Annotated in this window: 17 protein-coding genes; 9 read left to right on the top strand and 8 right to left on the bottom strand. The window is 63.8% G+C overall.

Annotation, left to right across the window (positions count from 1 at the left end; translation table 11 throughout):
- Positions 1–23: 23 nt before the first annotated feature.
- Positions 24–1,766 (bottom strand): ShlB/FhaC/HecB family hemolysin secretion/activation protein, encoded by a 1,743-nt coding sequence (locus tag ABCR88_RS08390; RefSeq protein WP_350404405.1) that lies wholly within the window; start codon positions 1,764–1,766, stop codon positions 24–26.
- A 310-nt stretch (positions 1,767–2,076) separates the two neighbouring features.
- On the opposite strand from ABCR88_RS08390, the gene ABCR88_RS08385 reads away from it, so the two are divergent.
- Positions 2,077–2,352: a hypothetical protein gene (locus ABCR88_RS08385; RefSeq protein WP_011059888.1), complete on the top strand. Its 276-nt coding sequence runs from the start codon at positions 2,077–2,079 to the stop codon at positions 2,350–2,352.
- Between the two features lie 61 nt (positions 2,353–2,413).
- Here the strand turns inward: ABCR88_RS08385 and ABCR88_RS08380 are convergent, their stop codons facing one another.
- Complete coding sequence (locus ABCR88_RS08380; protein ID WP_011059887.1) at positions 2,414–3,754, bottom strand: DEAD/DEAH box helicase; 1,341 nt, start codon at positions 3,752–3,754, stop codon at positions 2,414–2,416.
- A gap of 193 nt (positions 3,755–3,947) precedes the next feature.
- On the opposite strand from ABCR88_RS08380, the gene ABCR88_RS08375 reads away from it, so the two are divergent.
- A complete protein-coding gene (locus tag ABCR88_RS08375; protein ID WP_350404404.1) occupies positions 3,948–5,246 on the top strand; it encodes a mechanosensitive ion channel family protein in 1,299 nt (432 codons plus the stop codon).
- A gap of 89 nt (positions 5,247–5,335) precedes the next feature.
- Here ABCR88_RS08375 and ABCR88_RS08370 read toward each other — a convergent pair whose 3' ends face one another.
- The 3 genes from ABCR88_RS08370 to ABCR88_RS08360 form a co-directional block, all read right to left on the bottom strand.
- Positions 5,336–6,199, bottom strand: a complete 864-nt coding sequence (locus tag ABCR88_RS08370) for a carboxylate/amino acid/amine transporter (protein ID WP_011059885.1) — start codon at positions 6,197–6,199, stop codon at positions 5,336–5,338.
- A gap of 260 nt (positions 6,200–6,459) precedes the next feature.
- Positions 6,460–7,059, bottom strand: a complete 600-nt coding sequence (locus tag ABCR88_RS08365) for an FMN-dependent NADH-azoreductase (RefSeq protein ID WP_011059884.1) — start codon at positions 7,057–7,059, stop codon at positions 6,460–6,462.
- Between the two features lie 159 nt (positions 7,060–7,218).
- Complete coding sequence (locus ABCR88_RS08360; RefSeq protein WP_350404402.1) at positions 7,219–7,533, bottom strand: 3-phosphoglycerate kinase; 315 nt, start codon at positions 7,531–7,533, stop codon at positions 7,219–7,221.
- A gap of 49 nt (positions 7,534–7,582) precedes the next feature.
- On the opposite strand from ABCR88_RS08360, the gene ABCR88_RS08355 reads away from it, so the two are divergent.
- The 5 genes from ABCR88_RS08355 to aqpZ all read left to right on the top strand — a co-directional run bounded on the left by ABCR88_RS08355 (position 7,583) and on the right by aqpZ (position 12,723).
- The gene (locus ABCR88_RS08355) at positions 7,583–8,506 is read left to right on the top strand and encodes a LysR family transcriptional regulator (RefSeq protein WP_011059882.1); all 924 of its coding nucleotides are present in this window, start codon (positions 7,583–7,585) and stop codon (positions 8,504–8,506) included.
- Positions 8,507–8,536: 30 nt separating this feature from the next.
- Positions 8,537–9,340: an alpha/beta hydrolase gene (locus tag ABCR88_RS08350; protein WP_350404401.1), complete on the top strand. Its 804-nt coding sequence runs from the start codon at positions 8,537–8,539 to the stop codon at positions 9,338–9,340.
- Between the two features lie 3 nt (positions 9,341–9,343).
- Positions 9,344–9,907 (top strand): peptidylprolyl isomerase A, encoded by a 564-nt coding sequence (locus ABCR88_RS08345; RefSeq protein WP_011059880.1) that lies wholly within the window; start codon positions 9,344–9,346, stop codon positions 9,905–9,907.
- A 90-nt stretch (positions 9,908–9,997) separates the two neighbouring features.
- Positions 9,998–11,830 carry an ABC transporter ATP-binding protein gene (locus ABCR88_RS08340; RefSeq protein WP_350404400.1) on the top strand — a complete coding sequence of 611 codons (1,833 nt, stop codon included), beginning with the start codon at positions 9,998–10,000 and terminating at the stop codon, positions 11,828–11,830.
- Positions 11,831–12,024: 194 nt separating this feature from the next.
- Positions 12,025–12,723, top strand: a complete 699-nt coding sequence (aqpZ, locus tag ABCR88_RS08335; protein ID WP_011059878.1) for an aquaporin Z — start codon at positions 12,025–12,027, stop codon at positions 12,721–12,723.
- A gap of 16 nt (positions 12,724–12,739) precedes the next feature.
- On the opposite strand, the gene ABCR88_RS08330 is transcribed toward aqpZ, so the two are convergent.
- Both ABCR88_RS08330 and ABCR88_RS08325 read right to left on the bottom strand, forming a co-directional pair.
- Positions 12,740–13,864: a GNAT family N-acetyltransferase gene (locus ABCR88_RS08330; protein ID WP_232642624.1), complete on the bottom strand. Its 1,125-nt coding sequence runs from the start codon at positions 13,862–13,864 to the stop codon at positions 12,740–12,742.
- Positions 13,865–13,939: 75 nt separating this feature from the next.
- A complete protein-coding gene (locus ABCR88_RS08325) occupies positions 13,940–14,845 on the bottom strand; it encodes a LysR family transcriptional regulator (protein WP_350404399.1) in 906 nt (301 codons plus the stop codon).
- 84 nt (positions 14,846–14,929) lie between these two features.
- Between ABCR88_RS08325 and ABCR88_RS08320 the strand changes: the two genes are divergently transcribed.
- On the top strand, positions 14,930–16,297 hold the full coding sequence (locus tag ABCR88_RS08320) for an MFS transporter (protein ID WP_350404398.1): 1,368 nt from the start codon (positions 14,930–14,932) through the stop codon (positions 16,295–16,297).
- Positions 16,278–16,679, top strand: coding sequence for a nuclear transport factor 2 family protein (locus ABCR88_RS08315; RefSeq protein ID WP_026019998.1), 402 nt, complete (start codon positions 16,278–16,280; stop codon positions 16,677–16,679). Before ABCR88_RS08320 ends, ABCR88_RS08315 begins: the two co-directional genes overlap by 20 nt.
- A 104-nt stretch (positions 16,680–16,783) precedes the next feature.
- Here ABCR88_RS08315 and ABCR88_RS08310 read toward each other — a convergent pair whose 3' ends face one another.
- Positions 16,784–18,118: an OprO/OprP family phosphate-selective porin gene (locus ABCR88_RS08310; RefSeq protein ID WP_011059873.1), complete on the bottom strand. Its 1,335-nt coding sequence runs from the start codon at positions 18,116–18,118 to the stop codon at positions 16,784–16,786.
- Positions 18,119–18,243 lie beyond the last annotated feature (125 nt).

The following is an 18,243-nucleotide window of genomic DNA, read 5'->3' as shown; positions in this document are numbered from 1 at the left end:
TATATCTCGGGCAAAGAGCGGAGTTAAAGGAACAGGTCCAGGCGGAAATAGATCGGGGCTTCCCGTTCACTCAGGGCTTCGGGGCGTTCGAGGGAATGGGCAAAGGTCACGCTGGCGGCAAGGTGCTTGCCCCGGGCGAAGAATTCGATGGAGTCGCTGGAGACCCGGCCATGCTGCTCGGCGTTGTAGCGGTCGTTGCGGATCGCGCCGAAGTCATAGCCCAGCCCCGTGCCGTATTCGGCGAACACCGGGCGCAGCCAGTCCCAGCCCACCGGACGAGTCCAGCGCAGGTCGTTGCGCCAGTAGTAGCCGCTGTCGCCGTTCAGACTCTGGTCCTTGTAGCCGCGGATCGAGGACTGGCTGCCCAGGCTCATGCGTTGCGAACTGAACAGCACGTCCTCGCTGCGCTGGCCGGTGACCAGGCTGCTGAACACCAGGGATTCTTCCCCCAGCTTGAACGGCTGCAGGTAGCTGGCGGTGGCGCTGTACTTGCGATAACGGGCGTTGGCCTGGCGGTTGCCGAAACGGTCGCGCTGATTTTCACGCTGGGCATCGAAGGCGCCGATGCCGTCCTGCAGCCCCAGGTCGAGGTTGAGAAAGCCGCTGCCGATGCGCCGGCCATGGTTGATGCCGAACTGCGCCTCGCTGAGGCGGTTACTGCTGTTGCTCAGTTTGCTGTCTTCGATGTAGTTGTTGGTGCGCAGGTAGCTCAGGCCGGTATTGAGCGAGGTTTTGCTGAGGGCGTCGCGATGGATCACCCGCTCCAGGCGCAGCTGGTGGTTCTGGCTGTCGCCGGTCTGCTTGAAGTTGAAGCCCTGGCCCTGGGCCAGGGAACGGTATTCGCTCTGGCTGTAGCTGTAGCTGAGGTTCCACCAGCCAAACGGCAGGTTGTAGTAGAGCATGGCGTTGCGCGAGGTCTTCTGGTGGTCGCTGATGGCGTCGTGGCCGCCGCGCAGCACCAGTTGGTCGGCCAGCCCCAGGGGGCTGTCCCATTCGAAGGAGCTGCCCCACTGCTGCTCGCCGGTGCTCTTCTGGCCCTCGTTGCTGCGTGATAGACCAACGCGCCAGGGCTTTTGCGCGTTGTTCTTGACCAAGACCTCGCTGCCGCCCACGGCCTGGCCCGGGGCCAGTTCCATCTGCGCCTGGTTCGACGGCAGGCGGTTGAGCTGGTCCACCATCTGTTCGATCTGCCGCAAGTTGAGCAGCTCACCGCTACTGCCGGGGAAGGCCATGTTCAGCTCACGGGCACTGAGTTTGCTGTCTTCCGCGGCCTTGAGCCCTTCGAGCTTGCCTTCCACCACCAGCACTTGCAGGTGGCCGCTGGAGAGGTCTTGCTGCGGCAGGTAGGCACGGCTGGTGACCAGGCCTTTTTCGATATAGCGGTCGGTGATGACCTTGAGCAGTTCATTGAGCTGCGCTACCCCCAGGCACTGGCCGATATAGGGCTGGAGCAGGCGCTCGCGCTCGGCAGCCGATAGCGAGTCGGCACCCTTGAGCTGGATGTCCTTGATCGGGAAGCAGCGGCTGTCGGCCGGCGCAGTGGGCGCTACAGGCGCGGCGCTCTTGCCGGGCAGGTCCTTGAGTTCTTCGAGGCGCCGCTGCTGTTCTTCCAGCAGGCGGTTCTGGCGGTCGCGGATCAGGTCCTGGTCGCCGGGGTTGAAAGCCGGGCCCGGCAACGGCGCGGCAGTGGCGCTGGGCAGCGCAGTGACCAGCAGCAAGCAGGACAAGGCACAGCACAACCTCATCCCGAGGGTGGAGAGAGACATATTCGGTCCTTCGAAACGGCAGCAAGGGTAGAGAAAGGGCGCGATGTTAATGTGCCACTATTCTGACGTCAATTAAGCGCTAGCATCGTCGATGAATGGCTGGTTTTGCGGGGCACGCGCCCTGCTACAAGGCCAGATGCTAGAGCTATCGGCGGCGCTGGCAAATCAGATCCATCTGAATTGCCGAGTAAGAATTCCTGATCAGGCACGGCAATCAAAGCCGCGGCCACCGGCTCAATCCAACTGAACTTTCCCTGCCTCCGCTGCCTCAACCGGATGACTGCCCGTTCCGAATCACGAGGCCTACGCCATGAAGAACCTGAGCATTCTTACCCTCGCCAGCAGCCTGCTGTTCGCCCTGCCCACCTGGGCCTGCACCCCGGACGAAGCCACCGCCAAGCGCGAACAGCTGGCCCAGGAAGTCAGCAAGATCACCGAGCAGAACCCGGCCAAGGCCAAGGAGATCAACGCCGAGCTGCAGAAGATGGACCTGAGCACCTCCAGCAAGGACCTGCCGGACAATTGCCAGTTGATCGACCAGCGGCTCAAGGAACTGGCCACTGCCGAGAAAAAGGCCGAGAGCTGACACCCGCAAAGCAAAAAGCCCGGACCAGGTCCGGGCTTTTCATCTGCATCAGGCGCCAGGCTTATTCAGCGGCGGGGGCCTGTGGCTTGCGGCGCTTGAGCGGCGCCAGGCCATCCTGGCTGACCAGGCTGTCGCTCTTGGGCCGGTTGGCGGTCTTGCGCTTGGTCGGGGCCTTGGCCACAGCCTTTTTCTTGTCGCCCTTGGCGTCGGTCTTTTTCTTCTTCACGCCCACCGCCTTGCCGGAGGCCTTGACCTTCTTCGGCCCGCTGTAGGTGCCTTTGACTTCCTTGATGGTGCGGCGCTCGAAGCTCTGCTTGAGGTAGCGCTCGATGCTCGACATCAGGTTCCAGTCGCCGTGGCAGATCAGCGAGATGGCCAGGCCATCGTTGCCGGCACGGCCGGTGCGGCCGATGCGGTGCACGTATTCGTCGCCGCTGCGCGGCATGTCGAAGTTGATCACCAGGTCCAGGCCGTCAACGTCCAGGCCGCGGGCAGCGACGTCAGTGGCCACGAGGATCTTCACCCCGCCCTGCTTCAGGCGGTCGATGGCCAGCTTGCGGTCCTTCTGGTCCTTTTCACCGTGCAAGACGAAAGCCTTGTAGTCCTGGGCCACCAGGCGGCCGTAGATGCGGTCGGCCATGGCCCGGGTGTTGGTGAAGACAATGGCCTTCTGGTAGGTCTCGTTGGCCAGCAGCCAGTTGACGATCTGTTCTTTGTGCTGGTTGTGGTCGGCGGTGATGATCTGCTGACGGGTGGTTTCGTTCAGCTGGCTGACGCTGTTGAGTTGCAGGTGCTCAGGGTTGTTGAGGACCTTGGCGACCATTTCCCGCAGGCCGGAGCCGCCAGTGGTGGCGGAGAACAGCATGGTCTGCTGGCGGTTCGGGCATTCGTCCACCAGGCGCTGTACGTCTTCGGCAAAGCCCATGTCGAGCATGCGGTCGGCTTCGTCGAGCACCAGCACTTCGACTTCCTTCAAGTCCAGGTTGCCGGCGTTGAGTTGCTCCAGCATGCGCCCCGGAGTGCCGATGAGGATGTCCGGCACCTTGCGCAGCATGGCAGCCTGGACCTTGAAGTCTTCACCACCGGTGATCAGGCCCGACTTGATGAAGGTGAACTGGGAGAAACGCTCGACTTCCTTGAGGGTCTGCTGGGCCAGTTCCCGGGTCGGCAGCAGGATCAGGGTCTTGATGCTGACGCGGATCTTCGCCGGGCCGATCAGGCGATTGAGGATCGGCAGGACAAAAGCCGCGGTCTTGCCGCTACCGGTTTGTGCCGTCACCCGCAGGTCACGCCCTTGCAGCGCGAGCGGAATAGCCGCTGCTTGCACCGGCGTCGGCTCGACAAATTTAAGCTCGGCCACGGCTTTGAGCAGGCGTTCGTGCAGGGCGAATTGGGAAAACACGGGTGCTACCTCGAAGATATGCAAAAAAACAGCTGCATAGGGTACCGGTTTCGAGCGCGAAGGCCGAGTTTCTTTGTGCAAACGGTGGCAAAGAGTTGGTTTTTTGTTAACCGATTTGTCCTTAACCGTAACTTTCCCAGGGTTAAATGCTCTAATCCCCCTCCTGTGCCTTATAGAAGAATCGTTTTAGCCCATGGATTTCAAACAGCTCTGGCTCAATACCCAGGATCTCTGGGGAGCACTCGACCAACACCCTCTCCTGCACGCCGGCATCGGCCTGGCCCTGTTACTGGTGGTCGCCCTGCTGGTCGGACGAGTGGCACGCTACCTGGTGCTGCACGCGGTCAAGCTGCTGGGCCGCCAGCCGGCCCTGCACTGGCTCAACGACCTGCGCCACAACAAGGTATTCCACCGCCTGGCACAGATGACTCCATCCCTGGTGATCCAGTTCGGCCTGCACCTGGTACCGGAGCTGAGCAAGACCAGCCTGCTGTTCCTCGGCAACCTGGCCATGGCCTTCACCATCCTGTTCCAGCTCCTGGCCCTGAGCGCCCTGCTCAATGCCCTGCTGGACATTTACGCGCGCACCGAACACGCCCGCACCCGCTCGATCAAGGGCTATGTGCAGTTGGCGAAAATGGTGTTGTACGTGTTTGGCGCGATCATTATCGTCGCCACCCTGATCGACCGCTCGCCGCTGTTGCTGCTGTCGGGCCTGGGCGCCATGTCGGCGGTGATCCTGTTGGTCTACAAGGACACCCTGCTGTCCTTCGTGGCCAGCGTACAGTTGACCAGCAACGACATGCTGCGGGTCGGCGACTGGATCGAAATGCCCCAGGTCGGCGCTGACGGCGACGTGGTGGACATCACCCTGCACACGGTCAAGGTGCAGAACTTCGACAAGACCATTGTCTCCATCCCCACCTGGCGGTTGATGAGCGAATCGTTCAAGAACTGGCGCGGCATGCAGCAGTCCGGCGGCCGGCGGATCAAGCGCAGCCTGTACATCGACGCCAGCGGCGTGCGCTTCCTGCATGACGACGAAGAAGTGCGCCTGAGCAAGGTGCGCCTGCTCACCGACTACATCGGGCGTAAGCAGTCCGAGCTCAAAAGCTGGAACGAAGCCCAGGGCAACGTCGCCGCGCTGTCGGCCAACCGCCGGCGCATGACCAATATCGGCACCTTTCGCGCCTATGCCCTGGCGTACCTGAAGAGCCACCCGGAAATCCAGCCGAACATGACCTGCATGGTGCGCCAGATGCAGACCACGGCCCAGGGCATTCCCCTGGAGATCTACTGCTTCACCCGCACCACCGCGTGGGTGGATTACGAGCGCATCCAGGGGGATATCTTCGATTACCTGCTGGCGGTGATGCCGGAATTCGGCCTGAACCTGTACCAGCACCCCAGCGGCACCGACCTGCGGGCCGGCCTACTGCCCGCGGTGCTGGGGGCCAGCCATGTGCCGACGGTAGAGAAGCAGGCTCTATAACCCGGTAGGAGCTGGCTTGCCAGCGAAGGCGTTGGCCGGCCAGACGCAACGCTTGCGGGCCCTTTCGCCGGCAAGCCGGCTCCTACAGGTTAGGGCGTCAGGCGCGGCGCCGCGCCCCGGCGGCTGATCCACACCGCCCCCAGAATCACCAACCCGCCCAGCAACAGCCGCCCCAGGTCTTCGTGCTGGTTCCAGATCAGCAGGTTGATCAACAGCCCCACCGGCACATGCAGGTTGTTCATCACCGCCAGGGTGGCGCCGGTCACCAGGCACGCGCCCTTGTTCCACCAGTACATGCCCAGGGCCGTGGACACCAGGCCGAGGAACAGCAGCACCGCCCATTGCAGCGGCGCGTCGGGCAGGTAGTGGGCCTTGCCGAACAGCAGGAACGCCGGCAACACCACCAGCAGCGCCCCCAGGTAGAAGTAGCCGAAGCGGCGGTAGTGCGGCTCGTCGCTGGGGTAGCGCGCCACCAGGTGCTTGTACAGCACTTGCCCGGCGGCATAGGTGAAGTTGGCCAGTTGCAGCAGCAAGAAGCCCATGAAGAAGTCCGGGTTGACGCTGTCGTAGCGGATCACCACCGCGCCTGCCACCGCCACCAGCGCCGCCAGCAGGCCCCAGGGGTTGAAGCGCCGGTTCAGGGCGTCTTCGATCAGGGTCACATGCAACGGCGTGAGGATGGTGAACAGCAGTACTTCCGGCACCGTCAGCACGCGAAAGCTCAGGTACAGGCACACGTAGGTGATGCCGAACTGCAGCGCACCGATCAGCAGCATGCCGCGCATGAAGGCCGGGGCCACCCGGCGCCAGCGGGTCAGTGGAATGAACACCAGCCCCGCCAGCAGCACCCGCACCAGCACCGCGAAGTAACTGTCGACATGCCCGGCCAGGTATTCGCCGATCAGGCTGAAGGAAAACGCCTGGATCAGCGTGACAAAAAGTAGATAGCCCATGTTCGCCTCGTCTTGAATGGCGGCGACGATAGCGGTTTTGCCCCCTCAGATGAAATCCCGGGCAAAAAAAAAGCCCGATCTCGCTAGGCGTGCAATCGGGCGTCGGTACTGAAGTAGCAACCAGTACAAAGGGAGGTTCGATGCGCGAACCGGCTTGAAGGGGGATGCGCAGGCGCTACTTGAACACCGGTGGATTATCTGCGGATTAACGGCGCCGCCCTGCCCTTCGCTGAGCGGCGCCTGGGCTCAAGAATCGCGGCTCAGGCCACCTGGGCCAGCTTGGCATTGGCCTGGTTCAGGCCCTTCTCGTGGAAGTCGCCCCCCAGGTTCAGGCCTTCGGCGTGGATGAACTCGACATCGTGAATGCCGATAAAGCCCATCACCTGGCGCAGGTAGGGTTCCTGGTGGTCCGCGGTGCTGCCGGCGTAGATACCGCCGCGGGCAGTAAGCACGTAGGCACGCTTGCCGGTGAGCAGGCCCTGGGGCCCGGTGTCGGTGTACTTGAAGGTCACCCCGGCGCGCAGTACGTGGTCGAGCCAGGCCTTGAGGGTGCTGGGAATGGCGAAGTTGTACATCGGCGCGGCCATGACCAGGACGTCGGCGGCCAGCAATTCCTCGGTCAATTCATTGGAGCGTTGCAGGGAGTCCTGCTCGGCGGCGCTGCGCTGCTCGGCGGGTTTCATCCAGCCCCCCAGCAGGTTGGCATCCAGGTGCGGCACCGGGTTGCGGGCCAGGTCGCGTACCGTGATCGAATCACCCGGGTGGGCGGCTTGCCATTGCTGGATAAAGGTCTGGGTCAACTGGCGGGATACGGAATCCTGCTGGCGGGCACTGCTTTCAATGATCAGGACGCGGGACATGGCACAAATCTCCATCGGGGGTATGCGTAAGTCGATGGAGCGCAGATTAAACAGAGTGATATCGATGAAAAAGCGCAAATAACTGCTATAACCAATCAACAAATTCGTTTATAAGCGGAGCCAGCCCTGCAGCAATCGGCCGGGCCGGGCCCACTTCGATCATTTGGCCTGGCAGGTCAGGTCCAGGCGCAGCTTGATGATCTTGCGATTGAACTTGGCGGTGACGTTCTTGCTCTGCCCTGTGGCGACTTCCACCTTGCGGGTGCGCGGCGCTTCGGGGCCATTGCGAAACACCACCGAGCACAGCGCATCGCTCTTGCCGTAGTTGTTCAACTGGATGGAGCCGATGTCTTCATCGGTGTCATAGGCGGTGTAATCGATGCTCTGGCCGTTGAGCTGCTTCTGGACTTCGATGGGATAGGCCCAGGCGCTCAAGGGCAACAGAGCCAGCAACACACAACAGAATTTTCTCATTCGGCAGTCTCCAGTAAGGAGCGCCAGCTTAGGACAAGAGGAGCCCCTCATGAAAGCGCCCCGCGTGACCCTGGATCAATGGCGCACCCTGCAGGCGGTGGTCGACCACGGCGGTTTCGCCCAGGCCGCCGAAGCGCTGCACCGGTCCCAGTCCTCGGTCAGCTACACCGTGGCCCGCATGCAGGACCAGCTCGGCGTGCCGCTGCTACGCATCGACGGCCGCAAGGCGGTGCTCACCGAAGCCGGCGGCGTGTTGCTGCGCCGCTCCCGGCAACTGGTCAAGCAGGCCAGCCAGCTGGAAGACCTGGCCCACCATATGGAACAGGGCTGGGAAGCCGAAGTACGCCTGGTGGTGGACGCTGCCTACCCCAACGCGCGCCTCGTACGCGCCCTGACCGCCTTCATGCCGCAAAGCCGTGGCTGCCGCGTGCGCCTGCGCGAAGAAGTGCTGTCCGGGGTCGAGGAAGTGCTACTCGAAGGCGTGGCCGACCTGGCCATCAGCGGCTTCAACATTCCCGGCTACCTGGGTACCGAGATGAGCTCGGTGGAGTTCGTCGCCGTGGCCCACCCGGAACACGCCCTGCACCGCCTGCAGCGGGAACTGCATTTCCAGGACCTGGAAAGCCAGTTGCAAGTGGTGATCCGCGACTCCGGCCGCCAGCAACCGCGAGATGTCGGCTGGCTCGGCGCCGAACAGCGCTGGACCGTGGGCAGCCTGGCCACCGCCGCGACCTTCGTCGGCAGCGGCCTGGGCTTTGCCTGGCTGCCCCGGCACCTGATCGAGCGCGAGCTGCGCGAAGGCCTGCTCAAGGTCCTGCCCCTGGACCAGGGCGGCAGCCGCCACCCGACCTTCTACCTTTACTCCAACAAGGACAAACCCCTGGGCCCGGCGACGCAGATCCTCGTGGAGCTGCTGCGCACCTTCGACACCGCGCCCCTGGATGCGCCCTTTGCCGCCCCCGAGCAAGCCTGACGCCACCCCCACCAGAACAGGAGTTCTGCCATGGCCTATTTCGAGCATGAAGGTTGCACCCTGCACTACGAGGAATACGGCCGGGGCGAACCCCTGCTGCTGGTCCATGGCCTGGGCTCCAGCGCCCTGGACTGGGAAAAACAGATCCCCGAACTCTCGGCCCGCTACCGGCTGATCATCCCGGACATTCGCGGTCACGGACGTTCCGACAAACCCCGGGAGCGTTACAGCATCCCGGGCTTCACCGCCGACATCGTGGCGCTGATCGAGCACCTGAACCTGGGCCCGGCCCACTACGTCGGGCTGTCCATGGGCGGCATGATCGGCTTCCAGCTGGGGGTGGACCAGCCGCAGTTGCTCAAGAGCCTGTGCATCGTCAACAGCGGCCCCGAGGTCAAGCTGCGCAGCGCCAACGACTACTGGCAGTGGTTCAAGCGCTGGAGCCTGGCCCGGGTGCTGAGCCCGAGCGCCATCGGCAAGGCCCTGGGCCCGCGGCTGTTTCCCAAGCCGGAGCAGAGCGAGCTGCGGCAGAAGATGGCCGAGCGCTGGGCAAAAAACGACAAACGTGCTTATCTCGCCAGCTTCGACGCCATCGTCGGTTGGGGGGTTCAGGAACGTCTGTCACGAATCACCTGTCCAACCCTGGTCGTCAGCGCCGACCGCGACTACACCCCGGTGGCGCTCAAGGAGGCTTATGTCAAACTGCTGCCGGACGCGCGGCTGGTGGTGATCGAGGACTCCCGACACGCCACGCCGCTGGACCAGCCGCAGCGCTTCAACCAAACCCTGCTGGACTTCATGACCACAGTCGACACCACCACCCAGGATCACTGACCCATGCTGAAAAAAATCGCCCTCGTCGCCGGCTCCGTACTCTTCGCGGCCAACCTGATGGCCGCGCAACCGGCCAAGGCGCCCCACGTCCTGCTGGACACCAGCTTCGGCAAGATCGAAGTGGAACTGGACCCGGTCAAGGCACCGATCTCCAGCAAGAACTTCCTCGACTACGTCGACAGCGGCTTCTACACCAACACCATCTTCCACCGGGTGATCCCGGGGTTCATGGTCCAGGGCGGTGGCTTCACCGCGCAGATGGTGCAGAAAGACACACGCGACCCGATCAAGAACGAAGCCTCCAACGGCCTGCATAACGTGCGTGGCACCCTGTCCATGGCCCGTACCTCGAACCCCAACTCGGCCACCAGCCAGTTCTTCATCAACGTCGCCGACAACGCCTTCCTCGACCCGGGCCGCGATGCCGGCTACGCCGTATTCGCCAAGGTGGTGAGCGGCATGGACGTGGTGGACCAGATCGTCAACTCCCAGACCACCACCAAGCAGGGCATGCAGAACGTGCCGATCGACCCGGTACTGATCAAGTCGGCCAAGCGTATCGACTGATACTTCGCAGCCTGTCCCGACGGCGGCGCCCTACCCGGCGCCCCGTCCGTTTTCTGCACAGGAGAGCCCGTACCCCGGGCTTCAGACCCCATGCTCTTTCGTCGTTTTGAACAACTGATCGACATCTTCCGCGACGCTCCCAGCGCCACCCCGCCCAACCGGGTCCTGCCCTTCTACTTCCACTACATAAAGCAAGTCTGGCCGAGCTTCGTCGCCCTGCTGGTGGTGGGCCTGTTCGTGGCCCTGATCGAGGTGTCGCTGTTCAGCTACCTGAGCACCATCATCGACCTGGCCCAGGGCACCCCCAGCGTCCAGGTGTTTTCCGACCACGGCCTGGAACTGGCCTGGATGGCGGTGGTGGCGCTGCTGTTCCGGCCCCTGATGGTGGGCCTGCACGACCTCCTGATGCACCAGACCATCAACCCTGGCATGACCAGCCTGATCCGCTGGCAGAACCACAGCTACGTGCTGCGCCAGAGCCTGAACTTCTTCCAGAACGACTTCGCCGGGCGCATCGCCCAGCGCATCATGCAGACCGGCTATTCGCTGCAGGACTCCTCGGTGCAGGTGATCGATGCCCTGTGGCACGTGACCATCTACGCCATCGGTTCCCTGGTGCTGTTCGCCGACGCCGACTGGCGCCTGATGATCCCGCTGCTGCTGTGGATCGCCGGCTTCATCGGTGCCATGCGCTACTTCGTGCCACGCATCCAGAAGCGCTCGGTGGACGCCTCCGACGCCCGCTCCAAGCTGATGGGGCGAATCGTCGACGGCTACACCAACATCACCACCCTCAAGCTCTTCGCCCATACCCACTTCGAGCAGAGCTACGCCCGCGAGGCGATCGCGGAGCAGACCGAAAAGAGCCAGCTGGCCGGGCGCGTGGTCACCGCCATGGACGTGACCATCACCAGCCTCAACGGCCTGCTGATCGCCGGCACCACCGGCCTGGCCCTGTGGCTGTGGAGCCAGTCGCTGATCAGCGCCGGGGCCATTGCCCTGGCCACCGGGCTGGTGATCCGCATCGTCAACATGTCCGGCTGGATCATGTGGGTGATCAACGGCATCTTCGAAAACATCGGCATGGTCGAGGACGGCCTGAAGACCATCGCCCAGCCCCTGCAACTCACCGACCGCGAGCAGGCGCCGAAGCTGGCGGTGGCCCAGGGCGGCGTGCGTTTCGAACATGTGGAATTCCACTACGACAAGGCCAACCGGGTCATCAGCGACCTCAACCTGGAGATCCGCCCGGGAGAGAAGATCGGCCTGATCGGCCCGTCCGGGGCCGGCAAATCAACCCTGGTCAACCTGCTGCTGCGCCTCTACGACCTACAGGGCGGCAAGATCCTCATCGACGGCCAGGACATCGCCGGGGTAACCCAGGAAAGCCTGCGCGAACGCATCGGCATGATCACCCAGGACACCTCGCTGCTGCACCGCTCGATCCGCGACAACCTGCTCTACGGCCGCCCCGACGCCACCGACGAGGAACTCTGGGAAGCAGTGCGCAAGGCGCGTGCCGACGAGTTCATCCCGTTGTTGTCCGACGCCCAGGGCCGCACCGGCTTCGACGCCCATGTCGGCGAACGCGGGGTCAAGTTGTCCGGCGGCCAGCGCCAGCGCATCGCCATTGCCCGGGTGCTGCTCAAGGATGCACCGATCCTGATCATGGACGAAGCCACCTCGGCCCTGGACTCGGAAGTGGAAGCGGCGATCCAGGAAAGCCTGGAGACCCTGATGCAAGGCAAGACCGTGATCGCCATCGCCCACCGCCTCTCCACCATCGCCCGCATGGACCGCCTGGTGGTCCTGGAACAGGGGCGCATCGCCGAGACCGGTACCCACGCCGAACTGCTGGCCCATGGCGGCCTGTATGCGCGCCTGTGGCAGCACCAGACCGGAGGCTTCGTCGGCATCGACTGAGCCTCTGTAGCCGCTGCCGCACAATGCGCCAGAGCCCCCGGTTTCAGGGGGCCCTGGCGTTTTTCATGGGCGAGTGGAATTGCGCCGAAAGCCTGCTGTACTCAGCCTAGGTTCCGGAGCGGAACCTGTAGTTAACCTGCGGGATGCATAACAGTTGTATCGCGTTGATAGGTTGACCTATCAAGGACTCTCTCATGTCTTTGTTCAAACGTTCTGTCACCGAATTGCTCGGTACGTTCTGGCTGGTCCTGGGCGGTTGCGGCAGCGCCGTGCTGGCGGCGGCCTTTCCCAACGTCGGTATCGGCCTGCTCGGGGTCGCCCTGGCCTTCGGCCTGACGGTGCTGACCATGGCCTTCGCCATCGGACATATCTCCGGTTGCCACCTGAACCCCGCGGTGTCCGTCGGGCTGGTGGTGGGTGGACGCTTTCCGGCCAGGGAACTGCCGGCCTATATCGTCGCGCAGGTGATCGGCGGGGTAATCGCCGCGGCGCTGCTGTACTTCATCGCCAGCGGCAAGCCGGGGTTCGAACTGGCCTCGGGGCTGGCGTCCAACGGCTATGGCGCACACTCCCCCGGCGGCTACTCCATGGCCGCGGGTTTTGTCTGTGAGTTGGTGATGACCTTGATGTTCGTGGTGATCATCCTCGGCGCCACCGACAAACGCGCCCCGGCGGGGCTGGCGCCCATCGCCATCGGCCTGGCCCTGACCCTGATCCACCTGATCTCGATCCCGGTCACCAACACCTCGGTCAACCCGGCCCGCAGCACCGGACCGGCGCTGATCGTCGGCGGCTGGGCGTTGCAGCAGCTGTGGATGTTCTGGCTGGCGCCGATCCTTGGCGCAGTGATCGGCGGTGTGGTCTATCGCTGGCTGGGCAAGGAAGACGGCTGAGCAACGCTGGCGAGGGTCACGCCTGCCGATAGGGCAAGGCGTCCCTCGCCTCTTGCGCATAGGCGCGGATTCCGGCCTGTTCCTGTTGCAGGAAATCCTTCACCGCAGCCTTCAGCCCGGGATGGCGCAGGTAGTGCCAGGAGCGGGTGAGCACCGGCTCGAAGCCGCGAATCAGCTTGTGCTCGCCCTGGGCGCCGGCGTCGAAGCGCTGCAGCCCCTGGGCGATGGCGTACTCCATGCCCTGGTAGAAACAGGTCTCGAAATGCAGGCGGTCGAACTCCGCCAGGCAACCCCAGTAGCGCCCATAGAAACTGTCGCCGCCCACCAGGCTGAAGGCCATGGCCACCGGGCGCCCGCCCTGCTTGGCCAGGACCACGCGGATCGCTTCGGGCATGCGCTCGGCCAGCAGGCTGAAAAATGCTCGGGTCAGGTAGGGTGACTGGCGCCGCACTGCGTAGGTGTTGGCGTAGCAGGCATAGACGAAATCCCACTGCCCCTGGTCCAGTTCATGGCCTTCAAGCCACTGGAAATCAATGCCCTGCCCCGCCACCTGCTCGCGCTCCTTGCGCATCTGCTTGCGCTTGCGCGAGCTCAGGGCATCGAGGAAATCCTGAAAGTCCCGGTAGCCACGGTTCTGCCAGTGAAACTGGCAGCCCAGGCGCTGCAGCCAGCCCGGTTGCTGCTCCAGGGCCGCGTCGCTGAAATCGTCGGTGAAGTTGATATGGGCACTGGAAAGTCCTTCGATCTCCAGGTAGCCGGGCAGGCTTTTCAGCAGTTCGAGCGCATCTGCCTGGGTCGCTGCCAGCACCCGGGCGCCGCTCACCGGGCTGAACGGCACCGCCGTCAGCAGCTTGGGGTAGTAGTCGATTCCGGCCCGGTCGCAGGCATCCGCCCAGCCATGATCGAACACGTATTCGCCGTAGGAATGCCATTTGCGATAGCTGGGCAGCGCCGCCAGCAGCCGACCGTCTTCGACATGCAGCAGGTGCTCGGCCTGCCAGCCAGAGCGCGGGCCAAGGCTGCCGCTGTCTTCCAGGGCACTGAGAAAGGCGTGGCGCACAAAGGGCTGCCCGTCCTTGAGCAGGCCATCCCATTGCGCAGGATCGACGGCGGACAGGCTGTTCAAGGATTGCAGCGGCATCGGGGTCCCCGGAATTCAGATCGAACAACCCGGGGAGTATCCTCCATCCCCGGGTTCACCGAAACCGCCGCAGCGCTAGCGCCCCAGGTGCTCCGCCAGAAAGTCGATGAACACCCGGGACTTGCGCGGCAGGTGCGCACTGTTGGGAAACAGCACATGCACCGGCTGCGTGGCCAGCCGGTACTCGGGCAATACCCGCACCAGCCGCCCGTTGCCCAGGTCATCGAGGACCATCCACTCCGGCAGCACCGCCAGCCCCAGGCCGGCCAGGGCCATGGCGCGAATCGCCGTCGCCGAGTTGGACTCGTGCCCGGGGCTGACCTTGACCTCCACCTCGCCACGGCGCGGATGACTGAAGGTCCAGCCCGGCGGCCCGCCCAGGTTGCTGTTGCCAATCCAGGGCCAGGCATCGAACTCTTCAGGCTGCGTCACCTGCCGGTCCTTGAGCAGCGCCGGGCTGGCCACCAGGACAATGGCGTAGTCCGCCAGCTGGCGCCCCTTGAACCCCGAGTCCGCCAGGTGCCCGAGGCGGATCACCAGGTCGAGCTTTTCCGCCACCAGATCATTCAACGACGAGTTGAAGTGATAACTCAGGCGCACCTCGGGATAACGCGCGGTGAACAACGGCAGGATCGGCAACACAAACGTCTCGGCATACTCCGCCGTGGAGCTGATGCGCAACTTGCCACTGACCCGGTCGCGCCCGTGCAGCACATTGTCGAAGGCGGTGTCGATATTGGCGACAATCCCCTTGAACTCGTCGTAGAGGGCCTGGCCGGTCTCGGTCAGTGTCACCTGCCGCGTGGTGCGGATCAGCAAGGTGCTCGCCAGCGCTTGCTCCAGGGCCTTTATGTGCAGGCTGGCCATGGCCTTGCTGATGCCCAGGTACTGCGCGGCGCGGGTGTATGAGCCGAAGTCCACCACCGCAAGAAAGGTCTGTACCCGGTGCAGCTGGCCGTGAAAATTTTCGCTCACTGTCAAATCCTATTAAACAATGCGTCAAGTATAGGCACCTCGACACCCTGCCCCCAAGCTCCCTAAGCTGCGCGCCAAAAGGGAGACGGCATGACTTACAGATACAAAGTGGCGGTGGTATTCCTTCTCGGGTTCTTCATCGACTGCGTCAACATTTTCATGTCGGCGGTGGCCATGCCCGCTATCGCCGCCCAACTGCAAGTGTCCAGCGCCGCCGTGGCCTGGGTCGCCAATGCCTACATCCTCGGCCTGACCCTGGTGATCGCCATCAGCACCTGGCTCGCGGCGCGTTTCGGCAACCGCCAGGTGCTCTGCGCCTCGATGCTGCTGTTCAGCGTTGCCGGGCTGATGTGCGGGCTGGCCGACAGCTTCATGCCACTGGTGTTCTGGCGGCTGGTCCAGGGCATGGCCGGCGGCCTGCTGATTCCCCTGGGGCAGGCACTGACCTTCAACCTGTTCCAGGGCACGCAACGGGCGCGGATCTCCACCCTGGTGATGGCCGTGGCGCTACTGGCGCCAGCGCTGTCGCCCACGGTGGGTGGGGCCATTGTCGACCACAGTTCCTGGCGCTGGGTGTTCTTCGCCAGCCTGCCGCTGTCGCTGCTGGCGGCGTTGCTGTCCTGGTGCTGGATCAACGCCGAGCGCTCGGCGCCACCGCCGCGCCCGGACCTGCGCGGCCTGCTGCTGGTGACTGCGAGCCTGGGCTGCCTGTTGCTCGGCATGTCGCTGTACGGCAGCGGCTACCCGGCCCATCAGGCCGCACCGGGCCTGGTTGCCGGCCTGCTATTGGCCGAGTGCTACCGGCGTCACTGTCGGGCCTGCGCCCGGCCCATCGTCGAACTGCGGCTGCTGAAAAATCCGCGCCTGGGCCTGTCGGTGGCTATCTATCACGCGATCCCCGGGCTCTTCACCGGGGTCAATCTGCTGAGCCTGTTCTTCCTTCAGGAGAGCCTGCACCTGAGCGCCCAGCACAGCGGCATGTTCATGCTGCTGTATGCCGCCGGCGCACTGCTGGCGATGCTCGCCTGCGGACGTTTGTACAATCGCCTGGGCGCCGCACGGCTGTTCGCCATCGCCCTGGTGCTGCACAGCGCCGGCATCGCCAGCCTGTACGGGGTCGATTCGCTGGCCGATCTGCCCCTGATCAGCCTGGCCTACCTGCTGATGGGCCTGGGCGGCGGCGCCGGTGCCAATACCGCGCAGACCACCGCCCTGCTGGACTTCGACGGCGCCGATACGCACAAGGCCAGCGTGATCTGGAACATCAACCGGCAGATGGCCTTCAGCCTCGGCGCGGCCTTGCTGCTGATGCTCTACAACCCGCTGCTGGGTTATCGGGGCGTCACCGGCGCCTACCACCTGAGCCTTTTGCTGGCCGCCGCAGCCGGCCTGCTACCCCTGTTGACCCTGAACCGACTCCCACCACCCGAGGCCTCCCATGCCCAACTCGATCGCTAGACAGGCGCAATACAGCGTGCACTGGATTCACCAACTGATTCACAGCGTCTTCACCAACCAGCGCGGGGATGCCGAGGCCTGCATCGATCCCTTGCTGGGGCTGTTCGCCGAAGACTTCCAGATGGTCACCACCGGCGGCGCCATGGTCGGCCGCGAGCAGGTGGAACAGCTGTTTCGCGAAGGCCTGGGCCAACGCCCCGGTCTGGAAATCAGCATCAGCCAGGTGCGCTGTGTGTGGCAGGAAGGCCAGAGCGCGGCGATCCACTACAAGGAAACCCACCGCCTGGGCCAGGTCGAAAGCGCGCGCCTGTCCCTGGCGATCATTCGCGTGCAGGGCGATGCGGCGCAGTGGCTGTACCTGCACGAAACCGCCTGCCCTTGAGAGGCGCCCGTGCAGCGGGCAAAAAAAAACCCCGCCGGGGCGGGGTTAAAACGAGAGGAGCTATAACGGATGAGAAAGAGCTCTACCTGGGTGTTGCAACAGCGTTAGAACACGTACTGCACACGGGCTACGAGGGCATCGCCGCTGTCATCGCCAACGTTGTTGGTGATCTTGTCGGTGTTGACCTTGATGTAGTTGGCGGAAATCTTGATCGCCTCGTTGGCGTACCAGTTGACCCCGATGGTGTTCATGGTGGCCTTGGCATCGCCGACGTCACGGGTGGCGGTGGCGGCTACGACGTTCTTGTCATCGACCTTGATGTTGTCGTAGCGGTAGAACACTTCCCAGGCACCGTACTGCTTGTTCTCGGGCTTGATGGTGTCGAACTTGGCGCCGTCGAGTTTGTACACCCGGGCCTCGCCGGTCAGGGTATAGGCCAGTTGGCCGTAGAAACCGGTGGCCTTGACGTCCTTGTAGGCGTTGCTGTCGGCCTGCAGCTTGCGGGTCAGGTATTCCGCCTGGGCCGAGAACGGGCCGGTGGCGAAGGCGAATTCACCGCCGAACACCCGGTCATTGTCATAGGCGCCAACGGCCGTCTGGCTCGACGCGTTGAGGCCGGCGCCGCCGCCGAAGGTGGCACGGTTGCCGTTGGTGCCGGCATCGTTGCCGCCGTTGGTGGCGATACCACGCACGCCCAGGCGTGGGCGGATCCGCGAGTCGAAAGCGGTGTCGCTCACATCACGGCTGGCAAAGTCCAGACCGAAGTGCAGGACGTTGCCGGTCTCGTGCATCGGGGCGAACACGGCACGCGCGTTGAACTGCTTGACGCTGTCGCCGTCCTTGTCGTTGATGTCCTTGGCCGCCACGCTGCCGGACAGGTAGGCCATGTCGGCGACCACCGAGCTGGCCTGCAGGCCCATGCCGTTCTCGTGGGAGTTGACCCAGTCGGCCAGCTCGTAGGCGGCGTTACGCTCCATGGCGGTAACCCACTTGGAACTGGTGGCCTTCTCCAGGCCGAAGTCTTCGTCGAAGCGGCCGGCGCGCAGGGTCACCGGCTTGAAGCCGACGTAGGAGATGGACGCCTCGTCGAAGTAACCGTCATCGGCGGTGCCCGAGTTGTGGGAGAAGTCGTAGTTGATCTGGTATTTCCAATCCTTGTAGGCGGTGCCGCCCAATTCCAGATAGGCGCGGCGGAAGTACGCGCCGTCGCCGCTGTCACCATTCTTGGTGTAGAACCCGTCGAAACGGCCATAGTCGGCTTGCAGACGACCGCCCAGCTTGAAGCTGAACGCGGAGTCGGTGGTAGCAACCTCAAGGCCGCCCTTGGTTTTGACTACGATATCGGCGCCGTCGGTGGTGACGGTGCCAGCGAAAGCCTGGGCGGTTACTGCCAGGGCCAGGGCGCTGGCGGCAAAACCGGCGAAGTGCTTACGGATCATCGAAGAGTTCCCCTAATTGGTGGTCTGTAGCGTTGGAAAACACGCGGGGTTGGCCCGCTGGTGTTGGGTGGGAATCTTGGCGAGGGGTTATTTCAGCCGGGTTGCTGATAGATAAAGATTTGATT

Source organism: Pseudomonas sp. W17, assembly GCF_040268305.1.
Taxonomy (GTDB): domain Bacteria; phylum Pseudomonadota; class Gammaproteobacteria; order Pseudomonadales; family Pseudomonadaceae; genus Aquipseudomonas; species Aquipseudomonas protegens.
Note: the sequence above shows the minus strand (reverse complement) of the source record. Positions and strands in the feature narration are given on the sequence as shown.